24 protein-coding genes are annotated in these 24,159 nt (G+C 68.1%); 15 read left to right on the top strand and 9 right to left on the bottom strand.

Annotation, left to right across the window (positions count from 1 at the left end; all coding sequences use genetic code 11):
• Window positions 1-192 precede the first annotated feature (192 nt).
• Window positions 193-429, bottom strand: a complete 237-nt coding sequence (locus ACWEO7_RS16290; protein ID WP_452424096.1) for a hypothetical protein — start codon at window positions 427-429, stop codon at window positions 193-195.
• A gap of 222 nt (window positions 430-651) precedes the next feature.
• Window positions 652-1,449: an SAM-dependent methyltransferase gene (locus ACWEO7_RS16285; RefSeq protein ID WP_450020088.1), complete on the bottom strand. Its 798-nt coding sequence runs from the start codon at window positions 1,447-1,449 to the stop codon at window positions 652-654.
• A gap of 326 nt (window positions 1,450-1,775) precedes the next feature.
• Here ACWEO7_RS16285 and ACWEO7_RS16280 point away from each other — a divergent pair, with 326 nt between their 5' ends.
• Together ACWEO7_RS16280 and ACWEO7_RS16275 are read left to right on the top strand one after the other, a co-directional pair.
• Window positions 1,776-1,997: a DUF397 domain-containing protein gene (locus ACWEO7_RS16280; RefSeq protein ID WP_039797917.1), complete on the top strand. Its 222-nt coding sequence runs from the start codon at window positions 1,776-1,778 to the stop codon at window positions 1,995-1,997.
• Between the two features lie 91 nt (window positions 1,998-2,088).
• Entirely contained in the window at window positions 2,089-2,976 is an 888-nt protein-coding gene (locus tag ACWEO7_RS16275) for a helix-turn-helix domain-containing protein (RefSeq protein WP_450020086.1), read from the top strand.
• Between the two features lie 158 nt (window positions 2,977-3,134).
• Here ACWEO7_RS16275 and ACWEO7_RS16270 read toward each other — a convergent pair whose 3' ends face one another.
• From ACWEO7_RS16270 to ACWEO7_RS16255, 4 genes are all read right to left on the bottom strand, one after another.
• Window positions 3,135-3,302, bottom strand: coding sequence for a hypothetical protein (locus tag ACWEO7_RS16270; RefSeq protein WP_450020084.1), 168 nt, complete (start codon window positions 3,300-3,302; stop codon window positions 3,135-3,137).
• Between the two features lie 354 nt (window positions 3,303-3,656).
• Entirely contained in the window at window positions 3,657-3,959 is a 303-nt protein-coding gene (locus ACWEO7_RS16265; protein WP_452424094.1) for a putative quinol monooxygenase, read from the bottom strand.
• A 63-nt stretch (window positions 3,960-4,022) separates the two neighbouring features.
• The gene (locus ACWEO7_RS16260) at window positions 4,023-4,682 is read right to left on the bottom strand and encodes an SDR family oxidoreductase (RefSeq protein ID WP_452424092.1); all 660 of its coding nucleotides are present in this window, start codon (window positions 4,680-4,682) and stop codon (window positions 4,023-4,025) included.
• A 34-nt stretch (window positions 4,683-4,716) separates the two neighbouring features.
• Entirely contained in the window at window positions 4,717-5,238 is a 522-nt protein-coding gene (locus tag ACWEO7_RS16255; protein ID WP_452424090.1) for a DUF2599 domain-containing protein, read from the bottom strand.
• 168 nt (window positions 5,239-5,406) lie between these two features.
• On the opposite strand from ACWEO7_RS16255, the gene ACWEO7_RS16250 reads away from it, so the two are divergent.
• Window positions 5,407-6,516 (top strand): lipase family protein, encoded by a 1,110-nt coding sequence (locus tag ACWEO7_RS16250; RefSeq protein ID WP_452424134.1) that lies wholly within the window; start codon window positions 5,407-5,409, stop codon window positions 6,514-6,516.
• 10 nt (window positions 6,517-6,526) lie between these two features.
• On the opposite strand, the gene ACWEO7_RS16245 is transcribed toward ACWEO7_RS16250, so the two are convergent.
• Complete coding sequence (locus ACWEO7_RS16245) at window positions 6,527-6,769, bottom strand: hypothetical protein (protein WP_452424088.1); 243 nt, start codon at window positions 6,767-6,769, stop codon at window positions 6,527-6,529.
• A gap of 344 nt (window positions 6,770-7,113) precedes the next feature.
• On the opposite strand from ACWEO7_RS16245, the gene ACWEO7_RS16240 reads away from it, so the two are divergent.
• The 7 genes from ACWEO7_RS16240 (at window position 7,114) to ACWEO7_RS16210 (ending at window position 14,829) form a co-directional block, all read left to right on the top strand.
• Entirely contained in the window at window positions 7,114-8,289 is a 1,176-nt protein-coding gene (locus tag ACWEO7_RS16240; RefSeq protein ID WP_452424087.1) for a lipase family protein, read from the top strand.
• Window positions 8,290-8,522: 233 nt separating this feature from the next.
• Window positions 8,523-9,896, top strand: a complete 1,374-nt coding sequence (locus ACWEO7_RS16235; protein WP_452424085.1) for a lipase family protein — start codon at window positions 8,523-8,525, stop codon at window positions 9,894-9,896.
• A 184-nt stretch (window positions 9,897-10,080) separates the two neighbouring features.
• Entirely contained in the window at window positions 10,081-11,145 is a 1,065-nt protein-coding gene (locus ACWEO7_RS16230) for a fused (3R)-hydroxyacyl-ACP dehydratase subunits HadA/HadB (protein ID WP_452424083.1), read from the top strand.
• 340 nt (window positions 11,146-11,485) lie between these two features.
• On the top strand, window positions 11,486-12,430 hold the full coding sequence (locus tag ACWEO7_RS16225; protein ID WP_450020069.1) for a helix-turn-helix domain-containing protein: 945 nt from the start codon (window positions 11,486-11,488) through the stop codon (window positions 12,428-12,430).
• An 85-nt stretch (window positions 12,431-12,515) separates the two neighbouring features.
• Window positions 12,516-13,466 carry a helix-turn-helix domain-containing protein gene (locus tag ACWEO7_RS16220; protein WP_452424082.1) on the top strand — a complete coding sequence of 317 codons (951 nt, stop codon included), beginning with the start codon at window positions 12,516-12,518 and terminating at the stop codon, window positions 13,464-13,466.
• Between the two features lie 140 nt (window positions 13,467-13,606).
• Complete coding sequence (locus ACWEO7_RS16215; protein ID WP_452424081.1) at window positions 13,607-14,266, top strand: TetR/AcrR family transcriptional regulator; 660 nt, start codon at window positions 13,607-13,609, stop codon at window positions 14,264-14,266.
• The gene (locus ACWEO7_RS16210; protein ID WP_450020063.1) at window positions 14,248-14,829 is read left to right on the top strand and encodes an Rv1733c family protein; all 582 of its coding nucleotides are present in this window, start codon (window positions 14,248-14,250) and stop codon (window positions 14,827-14,829) included. Before ACWEO7_RS16215 ends, ACWEO7_RS16210 begins: the two co-directional genes overlap by 19 nt.
• A gap of 215 nt (window positions 14,830-15,044) precedes the next feature.
• Here the strand turns inward: ACWEO7_RS16210 and ACWEO7_RS16205 are convergent, their stop codons facing one another.
• Window positions 15,045-16,595 carry an acyl-CoA carboxylase subunit beta gene (locus ACWEO7_RS16205; RefSeq protein WP_452424079.1) on the bottom strand — a complete coding sequence of 517 codons (1,551 nt, stop codon included), beginning with the start codon at window positions 16,593-16,595 and terminating at the stop codon, window positions 15,045-15,047.
• A gap of 530 nt (window positions 16,596-17,125) precedes the next feature.
• Between ACWEO7_RS16205 and ACWEO7_RS16200 the strand changes: the two genes are divergently transcribed.
• From ACWEO7_RS16200 to ACWEO7_RS16185, 4 genes are read left to right on the top strand one after another with little or no spacing between them, the layout of a single operon-like run.
• Window positions 17,126-18,106: a transcriptional regulator gene (locus ACWEO7_RS16200; protein WP_452424078.1), complete on the top strand. Its 981-nt coding sequence runs from the start codon at window positions 17,126-17,128 to the stop codon at window positions 18,104-18,106.
• Window positions 18,107-18,163: 57 nt separating this feature from the next.
• A complete protein-coding gene (locus ACWEO7_RS16195; RefSeq protein ID WP_452424076.1) occupies window positions 18,164-19,114 on the top strand; it encodes an acyl-ACP desaturase in 951 nt (316 codons plus the stop codon).
• 8 nt (window positions 19,115-19,122) lie between these two features.
• Entirely contained in the window at window positions 19,123-20,139 is a 1,017-nt protein-coding gene (locus ACWEO7_RS16190; protein ID WP_452424075.1) for an alpha/beta hydrolase, read from the top strand.
• Between the two features lie 40 nt (window positions 20,140-20,179).
• Window positions 20,180-21,214 (top strand): LLM class flavin-dependent oxidoreductase, encoded by a 1,035-nt coding sequence (locus ACWEO7_RS16185; RefSeq protein ID WP_452424073.1) that lies wholly within the window; start codon window positions 20,180-20,182, stop codon window positions 21,212-21,214.
• A gap of 15 nt (window positions 21,215-21,229) precedes the next feature.
• Here ACWEO7_RS16185 and ACWEO7_RS16180 read toward each other — a convergent pair whose 3' ends face one another.
• Window positions 21,230-22,267, bottom strand: a complete 1,038-nt coding sequence (locus tag ACWEO7_RS16180) for a fused (3R)-hydroxyacyl-ACP dehydratase subunits HadA/HadB (protein ID WP_452424072.1) — start codon at window positions 22,265-22,267, stop codon at window positions 21,230-21,232.
• A gap of 1,596 nt (window positions 22,268-23,863) precedes the next feature.
• On the opposite strand from ACWEO7_RS16180, the gene ACWEO7_RS16175 reads away from it, so the two are divergent.
• Window positions 23,864-24,043: a hypothetical protein gene (locus tag ACWEO7_RS16175; RefSeq protein ID WP_452424070.1), complete on the top strand. Its 180-nt coding sequence runs from the start codon at window positions 23,864-23,866 to the stop codon at window positions 24,041-24,043.
• The last annotated feature ends 116 nt before the right edge of the window (window positions 24,044-24,159 follow it).

The raw sequence follows: 24,159 nt of genomic DNA, 5'->3' as shown, positions 1-24,159 counted from the left end.
AGAAATCGCGCCCGAGTCGATCGATCACTATACGAAAGGGCTGTGTGGACGGGGAGTGATCTGTGAGATCGCTTGGGGTCGCTCCGCATTCCGTAGTGACCCGATGACGGACGCGCAGCACGCGGTCCGGATTACGGTGCTGGAGTGAGCTTTACGATGCGGCGAGGCATTCGCGCGCCGGGTGTGGCCTGTTTACTCGTCGTCCAGCCCGGCTGACAGATAAGCGGCTGCCGCCAGCCACTGCCTGCACTGCGGACCGTGGACCTCGTGGGCGTAGAGGATGTCGCGGGCCTGCCGGTAGGTGAGGCCGCGGGGCTCCACACTGCAATCCGTCGCGGCGAACTCGGCCGCAGGGTACTGGCGGAAGGGCTCGGCGCCGGCGCCATCGATGACGGCAACCCGGGGGGAAGTTCGAAATGGCTCGATCATTCGACTACCCCTCGCGTCCGACGTGCGGCGGGGAGGTCATGTGCTGGTAGCGCAGACTCGAACTCCCTGCGTACCTCCCCGATTTCGAGTTCGAGTCTATTCCTCCGTCGCTTGCAAATGCAAGTACATCTGCACGATCGGTCGGAGAAAAAACCGGCGGCGGTCGCCGATGGTGGACCGGCGACCGCCGCTGTGCCGCTTGCGGTTTGGTGTTCAGGGGCCTTACGGCTTGCGCGCGACCGCGCCGTAGGCGGAGATCGGGCGGGACTCGCCCACCTCCGCGTCGCCCGAGCGCCACTGTGTGATGGACACGAAGCCGGGATCGACCAACTCCAGACCGTCGAAGACGGCCTTGATCTGAGCCTGCGGGCGGGGAACATAAGGGGCGCCACCGGTGCCGGTGTAGTTCTCGCACAAGGTGACATACGCCTTGCTGTCGTCGGTGCCGTCCCACATCACCAGGTAGCTGCCCGACGGCACGGCGTCCAGCACGGTGTGCACGATGCGCAGCAGATCGTCGTAGGTCTTGGCGTGGCCGAGCACGCCCATGAACATCACGCCGATGGGCTCGTTGAAGTTCAGGACGTTCTTGGCGTCGGCGATGATCCGCTCGGGATCGTGGTAGTCGGCGTCGACGTAGGTGGTGACGCCCTCGGGTGTGGTGCTGGTGAGCAGTGCCCGCGCGTGGGTGAGCACCAGGGGGTCGTTGTCCACGTACACGATCCGGGACTCGGGCGCGACGCTCTGGGCGACCTCGTGGGTGTTCTGCATGGTGGGCAGGCCGGTCCCGATGTCGAGGAACTGGCGGATGCCCTGTTCCCCGGCGAGGTAGCGCACCGCGCGAATGAGGAACTGGCGCGACTGCACCGCCATGGTGGTGATGTCCGGATCCACCTCGATCCCGGCATCGCCTGCGATGCGGTCGATCTCGTAATAGTCCTTGCCGCCCATCCAGTAGTTCCAGATGCGCGCGGAGTGGGGGATGTCGGTTCGGATGAGGGGGCTGTGGTCTTCGGTCATGGGGTTGTACTCCTAGGCAGAAACGGGTCCGCGGCACTGCCGTGCGGGTGGGTGCGTGGGGTTGTCGCGAATGACTGGTACATCCGATGTGCACTGTGACAGTACAAGATTCGCGCGCGTCCAGAGGGGTGGATCGGCGAGCTGATCTCGGTGTTTCCGGGCCGAGGTGCTCGCGTTTCACATCTGTCGCCGGATGACGCCGATCCGCGGGCGCACAGAGGGCGAACTTCGTGCTATCGTCCGGTGTCGGTGCAGATGCAAGAACGTTTGAACGTGCATCTGCACGAACCGAATCGCCTGACTGCGGTAACGGAGGAGTGGGGAAGATGTCGGATACATCCACCAACGAGATCATCGGAACTTGGCGAAAGAGTTCCTTCAGTAATCCGAGCGGCAACTGCGTCGAGGTGGCCGAAACCGCCAACGGCCAGGTGGCAGTACGTAACTCGCGGGACCCGGAAGGTGGGGTCTTGATCTATACGCGTCCGGAGATCGATGCGTTCGTCCGCGGCGCGAAGGCTGGGGAGTTCGACTATTTGACTAGCTGAGCGGTAACATTGGCGGTCGGTGCGGTGTGTCTCGCGACAGGTGGTTGTGACACACTGTGGGCAACCCCCGGAGTAATCGGAGACGAACTCGATGATCGCTGAACCCGATGACGATGGTCATGTGCAATCCGTTGTCGCGGAACGTGGTCCGACCGTGCTACGCATCGCATTGGGCGGCCAGTTGCGCAAGCTTCGGGAGAAGAAGGGCATTACCCGTGAAGCGGCGGGTGATGCGATCCGGGGCTCGCATGCCAAGATCAGTCGTCTCGAGTTGGGCCGTACCGGCTTCAAGGAACGTGACATCCGCGACCTGCTGACCCTTTACGGCGTTCACGATGTCGAGGAGCGCGAGTCGTTCCTCGAGTTGGCCAGGCAGGCCAACGAGCCCGGCTGGTGGCATCGCTACAGCGACCTGCTGCCGCAGTGGTTCGGCACCTACCTCGGCCTGGAACAGGCTGCGAGCAAGATCCGCACCTACGAGGCGCATCTTGTTCCCGGACTGCTGCAAACGCCCGAATACGCCCGGGCGGTCGTATCGCTCGGGTACGAGGACGCCGACACGGATCGGCGGGTCGCGGTGCGTCAGCGCAGGCAGGAAATCCTCTTCCGCTCGGACCCGCCGGTGGTGTGGGCGGTGCTCGACGAGGCCGCGTTGGTGCGGCCCGTCGGTGGCGCGCAGGTGCATCGAGAGCAGATGCTGCATCTGGTCCGGCTGGCGAAGTTGCCCAATGTGACGATCCAGGTGCTGCCGTTCACCGCGGGGGAGCACGCCGCGGCGGGCAGTTCCTTCAGCATCCTGCGCTTCGCCGAGGCCGAACTGCCGGACATCGTGTATCTCGAGCAGTTGACCAGCGCGTTGTATCTCGAGCGGCGGCAAGACCTGGCGTTGTACCTGTCGGTGATGGACCGCCTCAGTGTGCAGGCCGAGCGCCCGGACAAGTCGATCGCGATCATGGAGAAGTATGCCGAAGGGCACTGAGGCCACGCGGTAGTCTCGGCGCCGCCGAAGACCCGATACGCCGAGCGGCCACCTCCCAAATCGGAGGTGGCCGCTCGGTTTTGCTTTGCTGTCCAATCGCTCGGCGGTGGTAGCCGCCGAAAATTTCGTTATCCGCCGGGCTCGGACGGCGGGACGATCTACTGCTTGATGAAGCTGGAGGCGATTCGCCAGAATGTAGCGGGCTGCAATGCCTCGAGATCCCAGTCGTCAGCCATCGCGTGCGCGATGGTGACGATCCGGTCGATGTCGAAATCGTGCCGAGTCGCCGCCCCGGTGGATTCGACGGCATCGATAACGTATGCCACGGCGGTTTCTCGGGAAAATACGGTATCGGTGTGGCCGCTGTGGGCCGATAATGTGCTCATATGTCTACCGTTCGCCGGCTGGTCGGCCAGTGCGGTGTCGGCTGATCCGAACCGGCCGCCGGTAAGTGGATGTTCCATTCGAATGCCCCTGTTTCTGGCGGCGGCAAACCCATGGCGGCTTCGGCCTTCGGCTCGCCCACGCGGCCTCCCCTGATGGTCCCCTGTAAAGCGTTGCGGGACCGAGTTTATGCCGCCGTGCCTTTCAGATGCAAGCACATCTGCACGATCGATTGCACGTGCGCACTGCGTATTTCGCGGCCGGAAGTTTGCGGAAACGGTGCCCGCCGCGGAATTTCAGTCGCGGCCGAATAGGACGTCCGTGCTGTAATCGATGTGTGTACCCGGCTCGACGAATTGGTCCGCCGCGGCCCGCCAAGCAAGAAAATGTTCGGTGAAACGGTGTGCTTCCGCCGCCTCGTCGTCGGTGTAGAGCTGATAGAGAAAGAATCGATGGGGGTCCACCCGATCTGCGCAGATGTCGAAGCGCAGACAGCCGGGCTCGGTCCGGACGGAGGCGTCGGCGCTGCGGGATATGGCTGCCAGGAACTCGGCGCGGGAGCCGGGGCGGATCTTCATCGAGACGATTCGACTGAACACGGTTGTTCTCCCATCGTGACCGTTGCGGTCGATCGGCAAGGGCGGTAGCGGGTGCGCGACAGCTCAATCGGTCAGATGTGCAATTGCCTGGCTAATCGGAGTGTCACCCGAGACGAGTTCGAGGGTCAGCCGGTACGAGGGCGCGGCGGGCAGCAGTCCGGCCAGTACGGCCGCCACATCGGCGCGCGGGACCTCGCCGCTCCCGACCGGGGCCGGCCTGAGCGTCACCAGACCGGTGCCGGGGGAGTCGGTCAGGCGGCCGGGGCGCACAATGGTCCAGTCGAGATCTCTCTTGCGCAGATCGTCTTCGGCCTTGGTCTTCGCGTCGATGTACGCCGCCCACACCTCGTCGGAACCGGGAGCGGGCGGCCGGCCCGCGCCCATCGTGGAGATCTGCAGGAAGCGGCGCACTCCGGTGCGCTCGGCGCTCTCGGCCAGCCGGACGGAGCCGCCCAGGTCGACGGTGTATTTCCGCTCCACACCGCTGCCCGGTCCGGCACCGGCGGCGAAAACCGCCGCGTCACTGCCCTTTACGACGTCCACCAGCTCCTCGGTGCCCGCCTTCTCCAGATCGCACAGCACCGGTTCGGCGCCGGTGGCGCGTACGTCGGCGGCGTGCGCGGGGTTGCGGATCAGGGCGGCGACCTCGTGGCCCTGCGCGGTGAGCAGGGGAGCCAGCAGCAATGCGATCTTCCCGTGTCCGCCTGCGATGACGACGCGCATGGATCGCTCCTTCCGGTCGGGGCGGCGCCCGCGCTCAGCGCTCGGGGCCGCCGGGATTACAGCGCGCTTCGACGGTGGCCTGGTAGCCCACCGCCGGACGCCACGGTTCCAGGTTCCAGCTGGGCTTGTCCGGCTGGACCAGCCGGGCCCACGCCCAGTGGCAGACGAACTGATCGCGCATGCCCGGTGCGTCCGCGTCCGCCGAGCCGGCCACGACCTCCTGCCACGCCCGTTCGTCCGAGCCGGGAAAGGTGGTCCGCCGCCCGGCCTGCGTCGGGAAGACGAGCAGCCGGGGTCCGTCGATCGCTTCGGTCCAGGTGACATGATCGATCAGCGGCTGTCCCGCGTAGGGGTCGACGGACGGCACGGCGGCCGGCGGTGTCGATATCGGCGCGGTCGGTACGGTCGTGGTCGTCGTGCCCGCGGTCGTGGTGGTGTCCGCCGAAGGATCGGGCGAATCGTTTCCACAGGCGATCGGCAGAGGCAGCAGCCCCGCCGCGAGCAGTACGGCGGCGCGACGCCGGGTGACGAGGCGATACGGGTACCGCTGCCCCACGGTCGAGCCTCCTGTGTTCTCCTCGGCACCGGTTTTCCGGCCTGCTCATCCGAGCCTAGCGAGCCCGGGCGGTCCCGGCGAGGCCGCGCCCGGCCGGGCCACCGATTGTGGTGGCTTGCCGGTGCGGCCGCGGCTGGGGATAGTCGGTCGGTGCGGTGTGGACGGTTCATGGTGGGGGCGGCGGGCGTCGTGGTCTCGGTGACGGTCGCGTTGGCCGGGCCCGCGCGCGCCGGGGTGGGCGAGGCGCCCGGCACCGTGACGGACCTCGAGGAACTGGCGGACCGTCTGCACGTGGCGGGGGCGACGACCGCCGAACGGCTGACGTATCGGTCGCGTGGCCCGCGCGGGCCCATGCTGAGCACCGGAGTGCTCTATCTGCCCGAAGGTGCTCCGCCGCAAGGGGGTTGGCCGATCGTCGCCTACGCGCACGGCACCTCCGGGATCGCCGACGAGTGCGCGTTCACGCTGCGACCCCGGGACTACTACCTGACGTCGGTGTACCCGGATCTGCTGCGCGCGGGCTATGCGGTGGTGATCTCCGACTACGTCGGACTCGGCACCCCCGGCGTGCATCCCTATCTGGACGGTCCCGCTCAGGCCCGCAGCATCATCGACGGCGTGCGCGCGGCACGGGCGGTCGCCCCTTCGCTCGGTACCCGCTGGGCGGTGTTCGGTCAGTCGCAGGGCGGGCACGCGGCGCTGTTCACCGCCCATCTCGCGCCCGGCGACGCGCCGGAACTCGATCTGCGCGGGGCGGCCGCGACCGGCGCGCCGTCGAATCTGGACGCGGTGTTCCCGCTGGCGGGGCCCTGGTTGCCGCGGCTGCCGTTGCAGAAGACGACGACCTATTTCGGCATGCTGCTGGCCGGATTGCGCGCCAGTGCGCCGGAGCTGGACATCGACGGCTACCTGACCCCGGTGGGCCGGGATGTCCTGCGCATCGTGGAAGCGGACTGCGCCGCCGAGGCGGACGCGCAGGTGTCCGGCATCGGCATCGGGGCCATGCTGTCGCGGCCATTGGACGACCCCGCGCTGCTGGCCGCGGTGCGCGCGATGTTGAAGGTTCCCACGAGCGGCTACTCGGTGCCGTTGTACCTCGGTCAAGGGCTGACGGATCTGGAGGTGCCCGCGCCGCTTACGCTCGAGCTGATCGCCGAGCTGCGCTGCGCGGGGACCGATCTGCGGGTGGGCTGGTATCCCGGCGATCATCTCGGCGCGGCGCGCGAGGCGTTTCCCGACGCGCTCGACTTCCTGCGTGGCGTGCTCGATCGGCCCTGAGTCCGCTCGCTCAGCGCCAGAGCGAATGGCACGGTAGCCTACGCAGACCGGGACGGACCTGGCTGTCGACGGTGACGGTGAGCCCGGCGTGTGCGGCGGCCGAGGTGAACTCCCACGCCTCGGTTTTGGTGGCCGCGTATTCGAGGACCAGCGCATCCTCGGGAGTGGGCCCGTCGAAGTAGACGGTGACCCGCCGGGTCGGCGGATCCTGGGTGTCGTCACGGTCAGCGAGTCTGTGCACAGTGCCGTCCATGCCACTGTCTCCTTCCGGCCGGCGCGGCAGCCGCGCCGGTAGGACTGACGGTAGAGGGCCGCCACTGCTGAGAACATGTAGCAGGTTATCGGCTGGAAATGTCACAGAACGGACGTGGCGTCGTGGGGTACAGTCACGAGCCGGGGCGCATCGCGGGCACAGCCCGGGCGACCCAAACTTGTGAATTGTCAACATGATCGCGTCGGGCGGTATCCCACGCGGGTGATGTTGCCGAGGATGAGCACAGCGTCGGACGATTCAGGAGGCACACGTCGATGAGTCAGGGCCCACGTTCGTTGGGTAGGGGAGTGCGGCGAAGACGTCTCGCACGTGCGATCGGAGCGATGGCCGCGGGGCTGGTGCTGATCGCGAGCATGGCAGGCGCGGCGACCAGCGCGCCGCTGTATCCCGAACCCGATCCGGATCCCTTCTACGCGACGCCGGCGGACATCGCCGACCGCAAGCCCGGCGACGTGATCGCGACCAGGGTGATGCCGCCGCTGGCGATCTTCCCGGAGACCACGGTGACCGTGATCCGGTTCCGGTCGACGAGTTCGGAGGGGAAACCGATCGCGGCGACCACCACGGTGCTGACGCCGAAGGCGCATCGTGCGGACGGTCCGCTCCTGTCGTTCCAGCACATCATCAACGGGCTCGGCTCGGAGTGCTCGGTCTCCCGGGTGCTCTATACCGGCGACCCGAACCTCATCGTGCGGGAAGCGCCCGGCTGGAACGTGCTGCTGGCGCGCGGCTGGAGCGTCGCGCTGCCCGACCACCTCGGCCCGAATTTCGCCTACGGCGCCGCGAAGCTCGGCGGGCAGATCACGCTCGACGGGATCCGCGCCGTCAAGCAGGTCAACGAGCTCGGGGTGCAGCGCAGCCCGGTGGCGATGGTCGGATACTCCGGTGGCGGGATGGCCACCGCGTGGGCCGCGGCTCTGCAGCCGAAGTACGCGCCGGACCTCGACATCGCGGGCGCGGCCATGGGTGGCGTGCCGATGAATCTGGTGAAGATGCTCGAGGGGCTGGGACTCAACCCGCACCCGGTGTTCGGTCTGGCGTTCGCCGCCGGGTTCGGGCTGGAACGGGAGTACCCGACTCGCTTCCCGCTGAGCGACCAGCTGAACGAGCGGGGTCTGGCCGCTCGCGCGCAGATCGCCAACAGCTGCACCAACGACATCCTCTCGACGGGGGCGGGTCACGGTGCGCTGGATTTCGCCAAGACGACCTCGATGATCACCGACAACACCGCGCGCGCCGTTGTCGAGGAGAACAGCCTGGAACTCTACGACGGCGTGCCGAAGACGCCGGTGTTCGAATGGCATTCGCCGATCGACGGCCTCATCCCGATCGACGCGGTGGTCAACACCGACAAGCGATGGTGTTCGGCGGGCGCGAGGGTGCAGACCGAGGAGATCCCGGTGCCGGACCACTTGACGGCGGCGGTGCTCGGTATTCCCGCGGCACTGAACTGGCTGGACGCTCGTTTCCGTGGGGAGCCGGCGCCGAGCAATTGCTGAGCGACGATACGTGAACGGCCGAGCCGGGACCCACTCTCCGGAAAGGGGTCTCGGCCGGTTGTTGCGATATGGATACGCGACAACACAACTCGGACGCTTTACTGCGTCCAGCCCAGGGCGCTGACGTAGCCTGACGTCCTGGCTCCGGGTCTGACAGGGGACATTTCGGGGGTCGAAGGCCAGTGCGCCCGGGTGCCAGACGACGTTGCCGTTCGCACCCGAAGGCGTGTGCCATGAAGATTTCGCGTGCCATTGCTGTGGCATTGCTCGCCGCCAGCTCGGTCCTGGCCGTCCCCGCCGCCGCAGAGCCGCCGCCCGCGCCGCCGCCGGGCGGGTTGCTGCCCGCGCTGCAACAACTCATCGATCAGGTGATCCCGCCGCCGCCGATCGCGCCGCTGCCGGAGCCGATTTCGCCCGCGCACGAGGCGACTACGCTGTCGCCGTCGCTGGCCGCGCTGCGTTCGGCGACGCTGCCCTCCGCCGTCGGCGACCCGATGTTCGACCTACGGCCTCCGAATCTCGACGAATCGGCCGAGGGACAGGTCATCGAGGTCCGGGACGTGCGCGCGACGGCCGCGCCGTTGCTGCTGCTGCCGATCCAGCGTGCGCTGCTGGTGAAGTACCGTACGACGGACGCGCACGGCGCACCGTCGTACGCCACGGCGACGCTGATCGTTCCCGCCGCACCGTGGCCCGGGCCCGGTCAGCGGCCGGTAGTGGTGAACAACCTGCCCATCGATGCCCTCGGCCGTACCTGCACGCCGGGATACACCCTCGCGCACGGACTCAACCCCGACACCAGCGCCACCGACTTCCTGCCGCCTACGACGCATCTGGCGGCGCTGCGCGGGTACGCCGTGCTGATCCCGGACCACGAGGGCCCTTCGATGGCCTACGCCGAACCCATCGTGGCCGGGCACGCCGTGCTCGACTCGATCCGGGCGGTGCGCGGGCTGCTGCCGGAGGAGTTCGGCGCCGCGAAGTTCGGCCTGGCGGGATATTCCGGCGGCGCGATCGCGACGCACGGGGCGGTGAAGCTGATCGACGGCTACGCACCGGAATTGGCGGACGTGATCGTCGGCGCGGCGCTGGGCGGCGTGCCCGCCGACTTCGAGATCCTGGCCCGCAGTATGAATGGCAACCTCGCCTCGGCGATATTCATGGGTGCCGTGTTCGGCATCGGCCGCGAGCGGCCGGAGATCCTGGCCGGGATGAACCATCTCGCCCAGTGGGTGGCGACCTCGCCGGTGAAGAACATGTGCGGCAGCAGCTTCGGGGCGATCGGCGTGCTGATGCTGCCGATCGACATCGCCGCGAATTTCCCCGATCCGCTGCATTCGGCGCTGGCCGCGGACATCTATCGGGTGACCAAGATGGCCGGTATGCGGTCGGCGACTCCGCTCTACGTCTACAACGGCGAGCAGGAGTTCTGGATCCCGGCCGCGGGTGCGCGGGATCTTTATCTGGAGCAATGCGGCCTCGGCGTGCCCGCGGTGTACCGCAGTGTGCTGGGTGAGCACATCATCGCTGGTGCGCTCGGTTATCCGGAAGCCATGATCTGGCTGGACGACAGGCTGCGGGGAGTGCAGGCGCCCGACGAGTGCTGACCGTGTGACGGCGCGGGGAAATCCGGTAACGCGGGGTGCCCGCGATCGCGATCAACCTGTGTCCCCCTTCGGTCCTTCGGTTGGTATGCCCAGATCTGGCGAGGGCGCTCCTACGGCGTCGTCGCTGCTTCGGTACGGTGGGCCGGTCCGGGCGGGGGTGACGGCGGATTCCCGAGAGAGGCACATGAACGACATCACGACCACCGCGTCCGAACAAGCCAAGGCACTGGTGGGGCGGCAATACCGCCTGACCGACTCGTACGAGGTGGGGCGCGAGAAAATCCGGGAGTTCGCGCGAGCGCTGCAGGACGGCCATCCCGCCCACCGGTACGAAGACGCCGCGGCGGAACTCGGCTTCGACGGGCTCGTCGCGCCGATGACATTCTCCTCGATCGTGCTCATGTTGATGCAGCGCAAGATGTTCGAGTCCGTGCTCACCGGCTACGACCTCGGCCAGGTGCTGCAGACGGAGCAGACGATCCGGGTGCACCGGCCGATCGTCGCGGGCGACCAGGTGCGGTGCGAATCCTACATCGAGTCGTTCCGGCAGTTCGGTGACAAGGACTTCATGGTCACCAGGAACGTGCTGAGCAACCAGCACAAGGAAGTGTTGCAGACCGCGCACACCACGGCGGTGGCGCAGACCGGGGTGGACCTCGCCGCCGATCTGCGCGCGGCGGTCGAGGGCGTGATCATGACCGGGCAGTCGGCCGCCGACCGCGAGAACACGGCGGCCGGGCGCGGGTCCGGCGACGACGGCGGGCTGGTCGAGAGCTTCGACGAGGCGTTGCCGGCGGACACCACCGACGAGCCGCGCACGCCCCGTACCGTCCCCGCTTTCGAGGACCTGTCCGTCGGCATGGAACTGGCCCCGCGGACCGTGCTGCTGTCTCGTGGCGATCTGGTGAATTACGCCGGCGTCTCGGGTGATTCGAACCCGATCCACTTCAGCGACGTGGTCGCGCGCAGCGCCGGACTGCCCGACGTGGTGTCGCACGGACTGCTGACCATGGGCATCGGCGCCGGGTATCTCACCTCGTGGCTCGGTGATCCGGCCGCCGTGACGCGGTACGGGGTGCGGTTCGCCGGGTTCGCCCCGGTTTCGGCGACCAGAGCGAGCGCGATCGAATTCCGCGGCCGGGTCAAGCAATTGGACCCACAGCGCCGCGCGGCCACTATCGCCTTGACCGCGACCTGCGGTGACCGCAAGCTGTTCGGTCGCGCGACGGCGGACGTAGTGCTGCGCTGAACCGAGCGGCCCGCCGTCACCCGGATTCGGCGGCGGCGGGCGCCGGGCCGTGCGGTCATCGCTTCGGTGCGCGGTCGCGCAGCGGAACTACTCGGCCGCAACGGTTTTCGATATCGCCCCGCGCCCCGCGGCCCACTCGTCGCTTTGCCTTCCGCGGTTCGTGTGCTGCCGGACCGATGGTCGGCTGTGCGAACGGGCACCTCGTGACCGTTCGGCAGAGCGAGCAGTCATCCCGGCGATCTTGAAAATGATCTTGCGGATGTGCTTGCACCTGCGCATACGCTGCCGTTGGTGGGGTTCGGTGCTGGAGTGCGGGCACCGCACATGCGAGACTCGGTACATGCGTGCTTCGGTTGTGCGGCCTCAGAACGAATCCATCGCTCGTGGAACGGCTCCCGCCGCCGAGGGCGGCCCGACCGCCCTACGGATGATCCTCGGCGGGCGGATGCGTCGGCTGCGTGAGGCATGCGGCATCTCACTGGAGGAAGCGGGCGAGGCGATCCGTGGCTCGCACTCGAAGATCAGCCGCTTGGAACTGGGGCGTACCGGCTTCCGGGAGCGGGATCTGGTGGACCTGCTCGCGCTGTACGGCGTCACCGACGAGGAGGAGTGCGCGGAGTTCAAGCGGCTGGCCAAGCAGGCGAACACCTCGGGATGGTGGCATCACGACGCCGACTGGCTGCCGAAGTGGTTCGACACCTATCTCGGGCTGGAGCATGCCGCCCAGTTGATCCGCTGCTACGAGCCGCGGGTCGTCCCGGAACTGCTGCAGACCCCCGAGTACGCCCGCGCGCTGTTCGTGCTCGCGCATCCACACGAGGACGAGGAGTCGATCGAGCGGCGCGTGGCCCTGCGCATGCGCCGCCAGGAGATCCTGACCAGGCCGGACCCGCCCCAGATGTGGCTGATCGTCGAGGAGGCGGCGCTGCGGCGCAGAATCGGAGGATCGCAGGTGTGGCTGGCCCAGCTCGACCACCTGCTGCGGGTCGCGGACGCGCCGAACATCACCGTGCAGGTGCTCGCCGATCACGTCGGCGGCCCCGCGGTGTCCGACGGCGCGTTCACCATGCTGCGTTTCGCCGAGTCGGATCTGCCGGACATCGTGTATCTCCAGCAACTCACCGGCGCGCTGTATCTGGACAAGGACGCCGATCTCGCGGCTTACCGGGCGGTGGCGAATCTGCTGTCGGTGCACGCCGCGCCCCCCGAGTACACCCGCGATCTCGTCGCGGCCTTGCGCGAGCGTGAGCCGCAGATCGTCGAGCTGCCGTCCGGCCCGGCCTGACCGGCCCGGTGGAACCGGGAATGCGCGGCGGTACAGGGACTTTCGGCCGTAGATAACGACTGGGTGAACATGGCAGACTCGGGGCATGCGTCCTTCGAACGTACGACAGGCGGCCGATGCGGCGGGGCTCGGCGCCCAGCCGGTGTCCGGAGGCGGGCCGACGGTGCTGCGGATGATTTTGGGCGGCCGGCTGCGTCGCCTGCGCGAGGGCCGGAACATCACCAGGGAAGCGGCGGGCGAGGCCATTCGTGGGTCGCATTCGAAGATCAGTCGGCTGGAGCTCGGGCGCACCGGCTGCCGGGAACGTGATCTGGTCGACCTGCTCGACTTCTACGAGGTGACCGACCCCGCGGAACGGGATCGATACCTGGAACTGGCCAGGCAGGCCAATGCGTCGGGCTGGTGGGCGCGAGACAACGACTGGCTGCCGAAGTGGTTCGACACTTACCTCGGGCTGGAACAGGCGGCCCGGCTGATCCGCTGCTACGAACCGCGGGCGGTCCCCGAACTGCTGCAGACCCCGGAGTACGCCCGCGCGCTGCTCACGCTGTCGCATCCGGGCGAGCCGCAGGACGCGATCGAACGCCGGGTCGCGCTGCGCATGCGCAGGCAGGAGATCCTCGCCGGTCCGCACCCGCCGCAGGTGTGGATGCTCATCGAGGAGGCCGCGCTGCGCCGCAGGATCGGCGGCTCGACCGTCTGGCGCGCGCAGCTGGACCGCGTACTGCACGCGGCGGCGCGGCCGAACGTCACCATTCAGATCCTGGCCGATCACGTGGGCGGCCCCGCGCTCACCGACGGCGCGTTCACCGTCTTGCGCTTCGCCGAGGCCGATCTGCCCGACATCGTCTATCTCCAGCAGTTGACCAGCGCGCTGTATCTGGACAAGATCGCCGACCTGGACGTGTACTACACGGTGCTGAACCAACTTTCGCTGCTGGCCCCGTCACCGGAACATTCCGGCCAGCTGCTCCAGATCTTGCGCGACGGCATTCCGCCGACCGTCGACGAACCGGTGGACAACCCGAGAAGCTGACCGGCCGCCGGCCGCCCTCCCGGCGTCTCGTCCGTGCGATTCAGCGCATCCGAATCGGGCATCTTCTCTGCGAGGTGATGCGCATGCCGGGCAAGAGCAAAGTATTGTCCCATTGGGACAATAGGGGTATGCTCACGTGTATGAGCGACGACGGTGTCGGTCTGGACGGCCGTCGGCTGCGCACTCTGCGCAGCCGTGAAGCGCTGTCGCGCGCGGCGTTCGACCTGCTTACCGAGCGGGGGCTCGACGCGGTGGCCGTCGAGGACATCGCGCTGCGGGCCGGTGTCACCAGGCGCACGTTCAGCAGGCACTTCGCGTCGATCGAAGAGGCGATTCTCGGCGATGTCGACCAGGATGTGCACCTGTTCAACGAAGCCCTGAGCCACCGTCCCCTTTCCGAGCCGCCCCTGATCGCCTACCGCGGCGCCGTCCACGACTGGCTCGCCACCGAGTACGGCGGGGCCCGTGCGTCCCTGCTCGCCCGCCGCTGGGCGCTGTTCCAGCGCTTCGAGGACGAACCGGAACTGTTCGCCGGCTATCAGCGCATCCGCATCGATGGGCAACGCGAGTCCGTCCGGATCATCGCGGCACGGCTGGGCGTGGATCCGCAGACCGATCCGCGCCCGGCCGTCGCCGTCGGCGCCGGTGCGGGCATGCTGCTCGCGGCGCTACAGAGCTGGGCGGCGGGCCCCGATCCGATGGGCCTGCCCGGCCTCGTCGAAGAGTTCTTCGACACCCTCGTCACCCTCACCGCCGAAATTCGCAACGAGGAGTCACCGTCATGCCTACCGGGTCGGTGAACATGTACCGCCGGACGTGCCGCCGCGTCGGCTTGGATCGCAATCCGCTGCGCCGCAGTGAAGACCGTGTGCAGACCGGGGTCGCGGTGCTGCTGGCCCTGGTGTTCCTGATAGTCGTGCCCATACTCGCGCTGACCGTCGGCGGCCGGGTGTACCGCGTCGAGACGGCCGCGGTGCGGGCCGAGACGGCACGCTTGCATCGAGTCGACGCCACCGTGATCGAAACCGGGAAGGCGCCGCTGTACGCGCCGGTCGTGCCCGCACGTGTGTCCTGGAAGGATGCCGACGGCGTGGCACACACCGGCGACTATCAGTCGACCACGGTGGTCGAGCCGGGTTCCAGCGTGCCGATCTGGCTGAACGAACGCGGCGCGATCGTCGAGCCGCCGTCGTCGACCCAGCCCGCCAGCAAGGCGGTGATGCTGACCGCCGGTGCGGTGTTCGGCGTTTCGATCGTGCTCGTCGGCAGCTATCTGCTGCTGCGCCGCGGTCTCGATCGGCGGCGGCTGCGCAGGTGGGAGACCGAGTGGGTGGCGGCCGATCTCACCTGGGGGCACGGCTGAGCCTTGGTGCGGCGTGCCCGCCGAGCGAGGGTAGGGAACAGGCGCAGCGGGCACGTCGCGTACCGGGCCGCCACGCGGCGAACGAAGCGGGCCCGGCACTGACCTGAGATTAAGGCATCGGCGTGCCGGACGGCCCGGTTCGGCGCTGATCGCCGGAGATCCCACCACATAGACCCGGTTATGTTGTGACACAACATAACCGGGTCCGGTGCGCCTCAGACCGGAAAAAGGCTGTGCTTGCGCGGGTTGGGCTCGGCGCTCGCCTCTTTCTCACGCAGCAGACGCAGCGCCCGGCGGATCTCCAGTCTCGTCTGCGAGGGCTCGATCACCGCATCGATGTAGCCGCGCTCGGCGGCGATCCACGGCGTGGCCACCGTCGTGTTGTACTGCTCGATCATGGCGTCGCGCACGGCCGCGCGGTCCTCCGGGGCCACCTGGGCGAGCTGCCGTTTGCCGACGATGCTGACCGCGCTCTCCGCGCCCATCACGGCGATGCGCGCGGTCGGCCAGGCCAGGCTGACGTCGGAGCCGAGTTGCTTGCAGCCCATCACGGCGTAGCCGCCGCCGTAGGCCTTACGGACAACGACGGTCACGATCGGGACCGTCGCCTCGATCACCGCGCGGAAGAACCGTCCGCCGCGCTTGATCACTCCGCTGCGCTCTTCCTCCACGCCCGGCAGCACGCCGGGGGTGTCCACGACGAAGATCAGCGGCAGCCCGAAGACATTGCACAGCCGGATGAAGTGCGTCGCCTTGTCCGAGCACTTGGCGTCGATCGCGCCGCCGAGGACCAGCGGCTGATTCGCGATCACCCCGACGCTGCGCCCGTCCACCCTGGCGAAGCCGGTGATCAGGTTCTGCGCGGTCGCAGCGCTGATCTCGTGGAAGTCACCGTCGTCGAACAGGCGCAGCAAGATCTCGTGCATGTCGTAGCCCTGCCGATCGGAGTCGGGAACGATCGAGTCCAGCTCCAGATCGTGCGGCGTGACCTGCGGCTCCAAGCCCGGATTGACGACCGGGCCCGGCTCGAGGCAACTCGACGGCAGATAGCCCAAATAAGTCCTGGCCCAGTCGAAAGCGTCCTGCTCGGTGGCGGCGACATGGTGGACGGTGCCGTTGGCCGCCTGTGCCTGCGCGCCGCCCAGTTCCTCCATGGTCACCTCCTCGCCGGTGACTTCCTTGATCACCTCGGGGCCGGTGACGAACATGTAGGATTTCTCGGTCGCGATCAGGATGTCGGTGTTGACCGGTGCGTAGACCGACCCGGCCGCGCATTTGCCCAGCATGATCGACACTTGCGGGACGAAGCCCGACAGTCGTTCCTGGCGGCGGCTCATCAGCGCGTACCAGGCCAGCGAGGTGACCGCGTCCTGGATGCGGGCGCCGCCGGAGTCGTTGATCGCCACGACCGGGCAGGCGTTCCTGGTGGCGAAATCCAGCGCCGCGGCGACCTTGCGGCCGAACATCTCGCCGACCGAGCCGCCGAAGACGGTCTGATCGTGCGCGATCACCACGACCGGCCTACCGTCGATCCGCCCGCGACCGGTGACCACACCGTCGCCGTACATGGCTCCCGGGGTGCCCGGCTGGCGCACCAGCGCGCCGATCTCCACGAAACTTCCCGGGTCGAGTAGCGCGCGCACCCGCTCCCGCGCGCTGGGAATGCCCTTTGCCTTGCGCTTCGCGATGCCGTTCTCGCCCGCGGGTTCTTCGGCCAGCTCGAGGATTCCGCGCAGCTCGTGCAGCTTCTCTCGCGTACCGCTCATATGTGTTGTCGCCCTTCGAAACTCGTCGCGACGCCGTACGGCAGCGCGGCGCTCGATGCTATCGGCGGCGCGATCTGCTGCACAGCGGTTCGGAAGATCTCATGGAACAGCTCATAGGTGTGCCTTTCGGGCCCTCGGTTCATAGCACGCGACGCCCCGGCCCACCGCGACGACACGGACTGTGCGACGTCCCAATCGTGGCCGCGGGTGTCGATGAACCGTCCCCAGAGCGCCCACGCGGACTACTCAGGCGGTGCCCGCGGATCTAGGGTGATCTCGACGCAGCGCCGGAAATGCGCGGACGGCGCTGCGTCACATACTCCGGAAATCGGTGCGCCCGCGAAGGCATGGGGCCGGATCCGAAAACCCCGGTGCCGCAGCGGTTCTGCCCGTGCGGGACGCGGGTCCCCGCGAACTTCCAGCGAAAAGTTGTGATTGCGCCCAACGGGTCGGGCGGCCGCTGATGACTTACCCGATTCGGCGGAACATATCTCGATTCCATCACGATCCGACGCTAACCTTCGGGAGGCATGATGGGCAGGCAGCCGAGAACGAGTACCGAGACGTTCACGTCGAAACTCGTCACACACCTGGCCGGGCGTTCCGGCCGCGACGCGTCCGGTGATATCGCGACGACCGCGCGGAATTGTCTGGCGGCCGCTGTCGAACTACTGGCTCCGCGTCCGGCGCCCGCGGCGGTCCGGCTGCCGGAGATCGCCGGTTTCGCCTCGCGCTGGGCGCGGGAGGGCATCACACTGGAAACGGTGCTCGGCGCATATCACGACGAAATCCGCAGCGGCCTGGAATTCCTCGCCGACGAGGTCGCCGACGAGCGAACCGATCATTTTCTCGCGGGTGCGCGATTGGCGGTCCACGTACTGGAGATGGTGACCGTGGCGGCGTCGACCGCTTATGTCGACGAGCATCGCGCGGTCGCGCGGGAACATCAGACTGCGGCTCAGACGCTGGTCTCCGCGCTGCTGGGCGGGCACGCGGTCGGCGAACTCGCCAGGGCGACCGGCATTCCGATCGCACGGTCGTATCAGGTCGTCGCGCTGGGCATTCCGGCGCATCCGGACGAGCGAAGACCCGGCACGGGCACGGACGCGGCCCGGCGAAAACTCCGTCGCGTGCAGGCCGCGCTGGCCGGTCCGCTCGGCTCACGGGCCTTGTCGGTGCTCTCCGCCGCGGGCGGCACGGTGCTGGTGCCGCTCGACGACGTACCCGCCCGCACCGGAACATTCACCATGACCGACGACGTGCTGGCCATCGTCGGCGAGGCCGCCGAGGTCCCGTTGACGGCCGCGGTGGCCACCGGCCGCACCGCGCGCATCCCGGAACTGGCCGGTCGCGCCCACGATCTGCTGGACCGGCTGCGGGCGGCGGGCGGGCCGCCGGGGCTGTACCGGGTGTCCGACGCGGGCGATGCCCCGGCTTGTGAACTGCCCCAGCCGGGCCATATGGCCATCGTCACCTCGTCCAACGATCGCGTGATCGGCCGTTCTGCCTGATATTCCGCCGCTATCGTCGACTGTGCCCTGATCTCGAGGGTGAGCAAAGGAGTGCCAGTGACCACCGCGTTGACCGATCGCGATATTCTGCGCGAACTGGAGCCCACCGCCGAACGCCTGCTCAACGACCATCTGCGCAAGGCGAAATCGTGGAATCCGCACGATTACGTGCCGTGGGACGACGGCCGCAATTTCGCCGCCCTCGGCGGAATCGATTGGGAGCCGGGGCAATCCGCGCTTTCCGAGGTCGCGCAGACCGCGATGATCACCAATCTGCTCACCGAGGACAATCTGCCGTCGTATCACCAGGAGATCTCGGAGGCGTTCTCGCTGGACGGGGTGTGGGGTACCTGGGTGGGCCGGTGGACCGCCGAGGAGAACCGTCACGCCATCGTGATGCGCGACTATCTGGTCGTGACCCGCGCGGTCGATCCAGTGCTGCTGGAGCAGGCACGGATGGCGCACATGACCACCGGCTTCGCCACGCCCGACGAAGAGGAGCGGTTGCTCCATTCGGTCGCTTACGTCACGTTGCAGGAGCTCGCGACCAGGATCAGCCACCGCAATACGGGAGCGGCCTGCGAGGAACCGATCGCCGAGCGTATGCTGCAGCGAGTTGCCGCCGACGAGAACCTGCACATGATCTTCTACCGGAACATCAGCGCCGCGGCCCTCGACCTGGTGCCGAACGAAGCGCTGCGCGCCATCACCAGCGTGGTCACCCGATTCCAGATGCCGGGGCTGACCCAGCCGAATTTCCGGCGCAACGCCGTGCTGCTGGCCAAGCACGGCATCTACGACTTGCGTCAGCATCTCGATGTGGTGGTGCGTCCGGTGCTGCGCGCGTGGCACGTCTTCGAACGCGACGATCTGACCGGCGACGGCGAACGAGCCCGCGAGGAACTGCACGCCTACCTCGAAGACCTGGAGATCCGGGCGCGCCGGTTCGAGGAACAGCGCGAACGCGCCGCGGCCAGACAAGCGGAACGGGCCGCCGCAGCCGGATGAGCCTACGTATGCCGATCACCGCGGTGGCGATGGCTCTCATCGCCACCGCTGCCGCTGCGCCCGTACTCGCTGATCCGGTGCCCCAGACCCCGCCGCCCGCCGTCGACCCCGCCATGACCCGCACCGGGCTGCTCTCGATCGAGGACCTGGGCGGGGGGCACGAACGGCTGTCGATCGCCTCGGCGGCGATGCGCCGGATCATTACCGTCGACATCCTGCGCGGCAGCGGCGCGGCGCCGCGCCCGGTGCTGTATCTACTCGACGGCGTCGACGGCGATGCCACGTCCGCATGGCTGACCAAGGGCGCAGCCGCCGAGTTCTTCGCGGGCAAGCCGGTGGACGTGGTGCTGCCCGGCGGCGGCACCGGCAGCATGTACAGCGACTGGGTCCGGCAGGACGCCGCACTCGGACTCAACCGCTGGGAGACGTTCCTCACCACCGAGCTCCCACCCATCGTGGAGTCGCTGCTGCGCACCGACGGGCGTCGCGCCATCGCCGGGGTATCGATGGGCGCGCAGGCGGCGATGATGCTCGCCCAGCGCCATCCGGGCTGGTACCGCGCCGTCGCCGGGATGAGCGGGTGCTACTCCACCGCCGACCCGCTGGGGCACGCGGTGACCACCATCACGGTCGCCTCGCGCGGCGGCAACGTGAACAATCTCTGGGGCCCGCCGACCTCACCGGAGTGGGCCGCGCACGACAGCCTGCTGCACGCGGAGAACCTGCGCGACACCGCCGTCTACCTCTCGGCGGCGACCGGGCTGCCGACGGGAGCGGATCTGGTGTCGGTCGCGAACTCCCCGTCGGTCGCGGAAGCGCTGCAAACCGCAGGCGGCGGTGCGGCGCTGGAAGCGGGCGCCCGGGCCTGCACCGAGCGGTTCGCCGACCGCCTGTCCCAGCTGAGCATGCCCGCCACCCTGGAGTACACCGCGGCGGGCATGCACACCTGGCCGGACTTCCAGGCGCAGCTGCCGAAGGCGTGGCGGGTGCTGGCGCAGGCGCTGGGGCTGCCCACGCCGTCGTGAATCGGCGGAATGAGCGCGGCGCGCTCGCGTTGACACCGATATGACCTCGGCGCTGTCCCCTGTCCGGTTCTCTGTTCTCGATCGCTCGCGCGTCCGGCGCGGTCAGAGCCATCCGGCCGCGTTGCGGGAGACCGTCGAGTTCGCCCGGCTCGCCGAACAGTGGGGCTACCACCGTTTCTGGGTGTCGGAGCACCACAGTGTGCCCGGCGTGGCGGGCTCGGCCCCGACCGTGCTCGCGGCCGCGGCGGCGGGAGCGACCGAGCGGATCCGGATCGGCACGGGCGGTGTGATGCTGCCCAACCACCAGCCGCTGGTGGTCGCCGAGCAGTTCGGCGTGCTGGAATCGCTCTACCCGGGACGCATCGACATGGGTCTCGGCCGTTCGGTCGGGTTCACCGACGGCGTGCGGCGAGCGCTGGGGCACGACAAGCGCGACGCGGAGGACTTCGACGCCCAGCTCGCCGAGCTGCTGGGGTACTTCGCCGAGGGCAGACAGGGGGTGCACGCGTGGCCCGCCGAAGGGCTGCGTATCCCGGCGTTCCTGCTGGCGACCGGGTCCGGCGCCGAGCGCGCCGCCCGCTTCGGGCTGCCGCTGGTCATCGCCGCGGTCGGCGCGGAGGACCGCATGGTGGAGGCTATCGAGCGCTATCGTGCCCAGTTCCGCCCCGCCGCGGTGGGCGCGGCGCCTTACGTCGTGGTCTCCGCCTCGATCGTGATCGCCGACAGCACTGCCGAAGCGCATCGGCTGCTGCTGCCGGAGGCGTGGTCCGGCGCATACGCGCGCACCCGTGGCGAGTTCCCGCCCCTGCTGCCGCCCGCGGAAATCGCGGCGCGCACCATGACCGATCGGGAGCGTCGGATCTTCGACGAAGGGTTGCGCGGCCACCTGTACGGAACCGAGAACGAGGTCGCCGGCCAACTGGAGCGGCTGGTGGGCAGGACGGGCGCCGACGAGATCCTCGTGCACACCAGCACCTACGATCGCGACGCGCGGCTGGATTCGCACCGTCGCCTGGCGTCGCTCGTCGGCCTGTCGCGCGTGACTGTCCGCGACCGGGCCGGTACGGCGGCCTGATCAGCCGGTGCTCGCCTAGGGGAAGCGCACTTCGGCGGCGGCATAGCCGAACAGTCTGCGTCCCTCGGCGCGCGCGTCGACCGCGATGGTCGCCCGCCGCCTGCGCGGGTCGATGGAAGTGACCCGGCCGCGGAATTGGACGACGCCGGTGCCCACCGGTGGTATGCGCAGGTGCTGCGTGTTGTGCGCGAACTGCACACGAAACCGGGTGAGGGCCGCGGGGTCACCGAGCCAGGAGCTCAAGAACGAGGTGGCCAGACCCAGTTTGAGCATGCCAGGAGCGACCACGGTCGGCAGGCCGCTGGCGACCGCGACCCTTTCGTCGAACAGCACCGGATTGGATTCGCCCGTCACCCCGGCGTAGTTGACCAGGTCGCCACGGGACAGGCGCATGGTGCGAAGGGGCAGTTCGGCGCCCACAGAAAGGTCGGCGAAAGCGACGCGCGGACGCGGTACCCGGCGTAGCGGCGTCGGCGCGAGGTGATCCGCCGCGGCCGGCACGACGGCGCTGCCCCGAGCCGGTGCGTCCGGGGAGCGATGGCCCATGGCGACCTTGCGTACGGCATCGGCCAACCACGGATCGCGACCGCCCACCCGGGCGAGCAATGCGCTGGAGCCGGTCTGCACCACAGTGCCGTGCTGGTCGATGAGCACGCTCTTGATCGCGAGGACGTCGTAATCGCCGAAGTGCCGGAACGATTCGAAATAGATGTCGCAGGTCAGGCGATCGCCCGCCAGCAACGGCCTGCCGAAGTCGAAAACTTGGTCCGCGTGCAGGATCCGGGTCGGGTCGTAGCCGGTGATCAGCGTATCCAGAATTTCGCGGTGCACTCTGGTGAGGATTATCGAGCTGAATGTGGCGGGCGCGATGAGCCCGGGAAAACCGAGTTCGGCCGCGGCGTCCTCGCTCCGATGCGCGGGATGGGAATCCTGGACGGCGCGGGCGAATTCCCGGATCTTTTCCCGTTCCACCTCATAGCGGAGAGTGGAACGGTATCTATGGTCGACGAGCGATCTGGCCTGATCGGCCGGATTCACCGCGGTCTCGTTCATGGTTGCTCCTGTAATGCGGAAACGGCGGACGACGGCGGGCTCTCGTCACGGGAGCGGACCGAACCGCCACGCCCGGGGAGGCACCTGCTCGGGAGTCACCGTGCCGACCACGTCCGTGCCGCGTCGGTAGCAGGTGCCCACCGCGCGGGCGAGGTGACCGGCCGAGGTGATCGGCACGGCGGCGTCGGCGACCGCGCGCCCGGCGCGGTGCGGGCGAGCGGAACCACGATGGCGGACACGGAATCTCCAAGCGGTCGGCCACCGGATGGCCACCGATGGCTGGGGTGCGGCGTCCGTCCATGATGCGGCCGTAGGCCGTCGCAGAGCCGTAATGGCTTGGTGATCTGGATAATTCACCGTTTCCGGGCTGCTCGCTTGTGCCGGACGACCTATTCGCCGAATGCCGGGAGCGCTCTTTCGCATTCTTTGTGCCGTTTCCCCAACCGCGCCGAACGGGTTCGTGAGGTCTCCAGATCCGGTCGTCGCGCATAGGTGACCGCGTCCGCCGGTTCTAGCGTTGGCCCGGCTTCGATGCCGTCGACCAGCGCGCTTCTGCCATCGAATGACCTGTTTCCGTCGAGCGGCGTGGCTCGTGCCCTGACTTCGGCCGCCCGCTCGACGGAAGCACCGACCGCCACGCGTTTCGCCCGCCGGACGGGATCCCTCGACCCGCCTCTGTCCGGCGCGCACGTCCCCGGCGCGCGGCGGTGTGCCCACCGAGCGGACCCTCGCACCGCCGCTCGGTGGGCATCGGGCATTCCGGATCCGGCCGACCGCGCTCAGCGACTGCCGCGCCGAATCCCGGCCGTAGTCGCCGTTCGCTTCGAACGAACATTCGCGAAAATTGGGCCGTCATTACTTTTGTTCACGTGAACAAAAGCTGTTCCGAATAGGCCGCTACGCCGACGAGCCGCGATAATGCGGGCCCTGTGCCGCCCGCATGAACTGTGGTCGGAGTGGTCACGCGGAACGTGGGCGGGCGTGAAATCTGCATTCCGGCGAATCAGGTTGGACGTCGCATTTTCAGGTGTGTATTCGGGACGGCTCAGTCGTATCCGTCCGCCTTGCAGGAATTCCGTAGGTAACACTTCGGGCGTGCCGGAAATGGCGGTCTTCGCTTCCGGGCTTTGGATCGGCATCGGTGCCCAGCAACGATCTTGTTACGACCCGTTCGCGGGATGGCACGAGGGCGGACCACATGCTTCGCTCGGCCGCGAGGCGGGTCGCAGCTCGGATCCGCAGCGACATACGATGTCACGGCGGTGGTTTGCCCATCGAGGCGAACGGTGCGGGCTTGCGGCATACGCACATGACATCGGTGTAAGTGGTCTGCCGTACGGCATTCGCCCCAGCCCCTTCGGTGTGCCGGGAAGGGGTGCGAATCGCCTCCGATGGTCCGGCGGGTCGGCGACCGATCTATGGAACAGCGGGGTCTGCGTATCACTTGCGGGAAACCGGAATGGCTGGCAGGCTAACGCTCAGCACGCGACTGGACGATCGTCCGGTCGCCTTGATCGCCGAAGAAAGATTGTGCATGTGCTGTAGGTTCCTCTTCTCAGCAGTGGGAAACGAAGCGCTCGCCACGGATAAAGATTTGTGGTAAGTGAAGTGTTCTATGGTGTCGGATTTACCGTCAGTAAAGGTAACGGCGAGATGTCCGTCTCGGTGACCGCCGAGAAACATTATTCTGCCGCAATGCGCAGCCGTGCAGGTGCGCGCGGGCGAGTCACCCTGCTCGCCCGTGCCTCGACCGGCTGCTTCGTCACCGACACCTGATCTAACTACTCGGTAGTTCTCGCCGACCCGCGCCGCTGCTCGCGACGCCGGGTTTCTTCGTCGACCCTGCGATACCCGGGATGTGAAACGTGGACTCGAGCGCTGGTGAATCGTCC

The sequence above is a fragment of the Nocardia sp. NPDC004260 genome (genome assembly GCF_053603155.1).
The sequence above is the reverse complement of the archived record's forward strand: the minus strand, read 5'-3'. Positions and strand labels throughout refer to the sequence as shown.

Excerpts from the sequence above, each read along its gene's own strand:
- ACWEO7_RS16250 (WP_452424134.1), top strand. The coding sequence starts at position 5,407 with ATGGTGGGGGCGGCGGGCGTCGTGGTCTCGGTGACGGTCGCGTTGGCC.
- ACWEO7_RS16230 (WP_452424083.1), top strand. The coding sequence starts at position 10,081 with ATGAACGACATCACGACCACCGCGTCCGAACAAGCCAAGGCACTGGTG.
- ACWEO7_RS16225 (WP_450020069.1), top strand. The coding sequence starts at position 11,486 with ATGCGTGCTTCGGTTGTGCGGCCTCAGAACGAATCCATCGCTCGTGGA.
- ACWEO7_RS16245 (WP_452424088.1), bottom strand. The coding sequence starts at position 6,769 with ATGGACGGCACTGTGCACAGACTCGCTGACCGTGACGACACCCAGGAT.
- ACWEO7_RS16185 (WP_452424073.1), top strand. The coding sequence starts at position 20,180 with ATGACCTCGGCGCTGTCCCCTGTCCGGTTCTCTGTTCTCGATCGCTCG.
- ACWEO7_RS16285 (WP_450020088.1), bottom strand. The coding sequence starts at position 1,449 with ATGACCGAAGACCACAGCCCCCTCATCCGAACCGACATCCCCCACTCC.
- ACWEO7_RS16200 (WP_452424078.1), top strand. The coding sequence starts at position 17,126 with ATGATGGGCAGGCAGCCGAGAACGAGTACCGAGACGTTCACGTCGAAA.
- ACWEO7_RS16190 (WP_452424075.1), top strand. The coding sequence starts at position 19,123 with ATGCCGATCACCGCGGTGGCGATGGCTCTCATCGCCACCGCTGCCGCT.
- ACWEO7_RS16220 (WP_452424082.1), top strand. The coding sequence starts at position 12,516 with ATGCGTCCTTCGAACGTACGACAGGCGGCCGATGCGGCGGGGCTCGGC.
- ACWEO7_RS16180 (WP_452424072.1), bottom strand. The coding sequence starts at position 22,267 with ATGAACGAGACCGCGGTGAATCCGGCCGATCAGGCCAGATCGCTCGTC.
- ACWEO7_RS16240 (WP_452424087.1), top strand. The coding sequence starts at position 7,114 with ATGGCCGCGGGGCTGGTGCTGATCGCGAGCATGGCAGGCGCGGCGACC.
- ACWEO7_RS16215 (WP_452424081.1), top strand. The coding sequence starts at position 13,607 with ATGAGCGACGACGGTGTCGGTCTGGACGGCCGTCGGCTGCGCACTCTG.
- ACWEO7_RS16260 (WP_452424092.1), bottom strand. The coding sequence starts at position 4,682 with ATGCGCGTCGTCATCGCAGGCGGACACGGGAAGATCGCATTGCTGCTG.
- ACWEO7_RS16210 (WP_450020063.1), top strand. The coding sequence starts at position 14,248 with ATGCCTACCGGGTCGGTGAACATGTACCGCCGGACGTGCCGCCGCGTC.
- ACWEO7_RS16280 (WP_039797917.1), top strand. The coding sequence starts at position 1,776 with ATGTCGGATACATCCACCAACGAGATCATCGGAACTTGGCGAAAGAGT.
- ACWEO7_RS16290 (WP_452424096.1), bottom strand. The coding sequence starts at position 429 with ATGATCGAGCCATTTCGAACTTCCCCCCGGGTTGCCGTCATCGATGGC.
- ACWEO7_RS16205 (WP_452424079.1), bottom strand. The coding sequence starts at position 16,595 with ATGAGCGGTACGCGAGAGAAGCTGCACGAGCTGCGCGGAATCCTCGAG.
- ACWEO7_RS16235 (WP_452424085.1), top strand. The coding sequence starts at position 8,523 with ATGAAGATTTCGCGTGCCATTGCTGTGGCATTGCTCGCCGCCAGCTCG.
- ACWEO7_RS16275 (WP_450020086.1), top strand. The coding sequence starts at position 2,089 with ATGATCGCTGAACCCGATGACGATGGTCATGTGCAATCCGTTGTCGCG.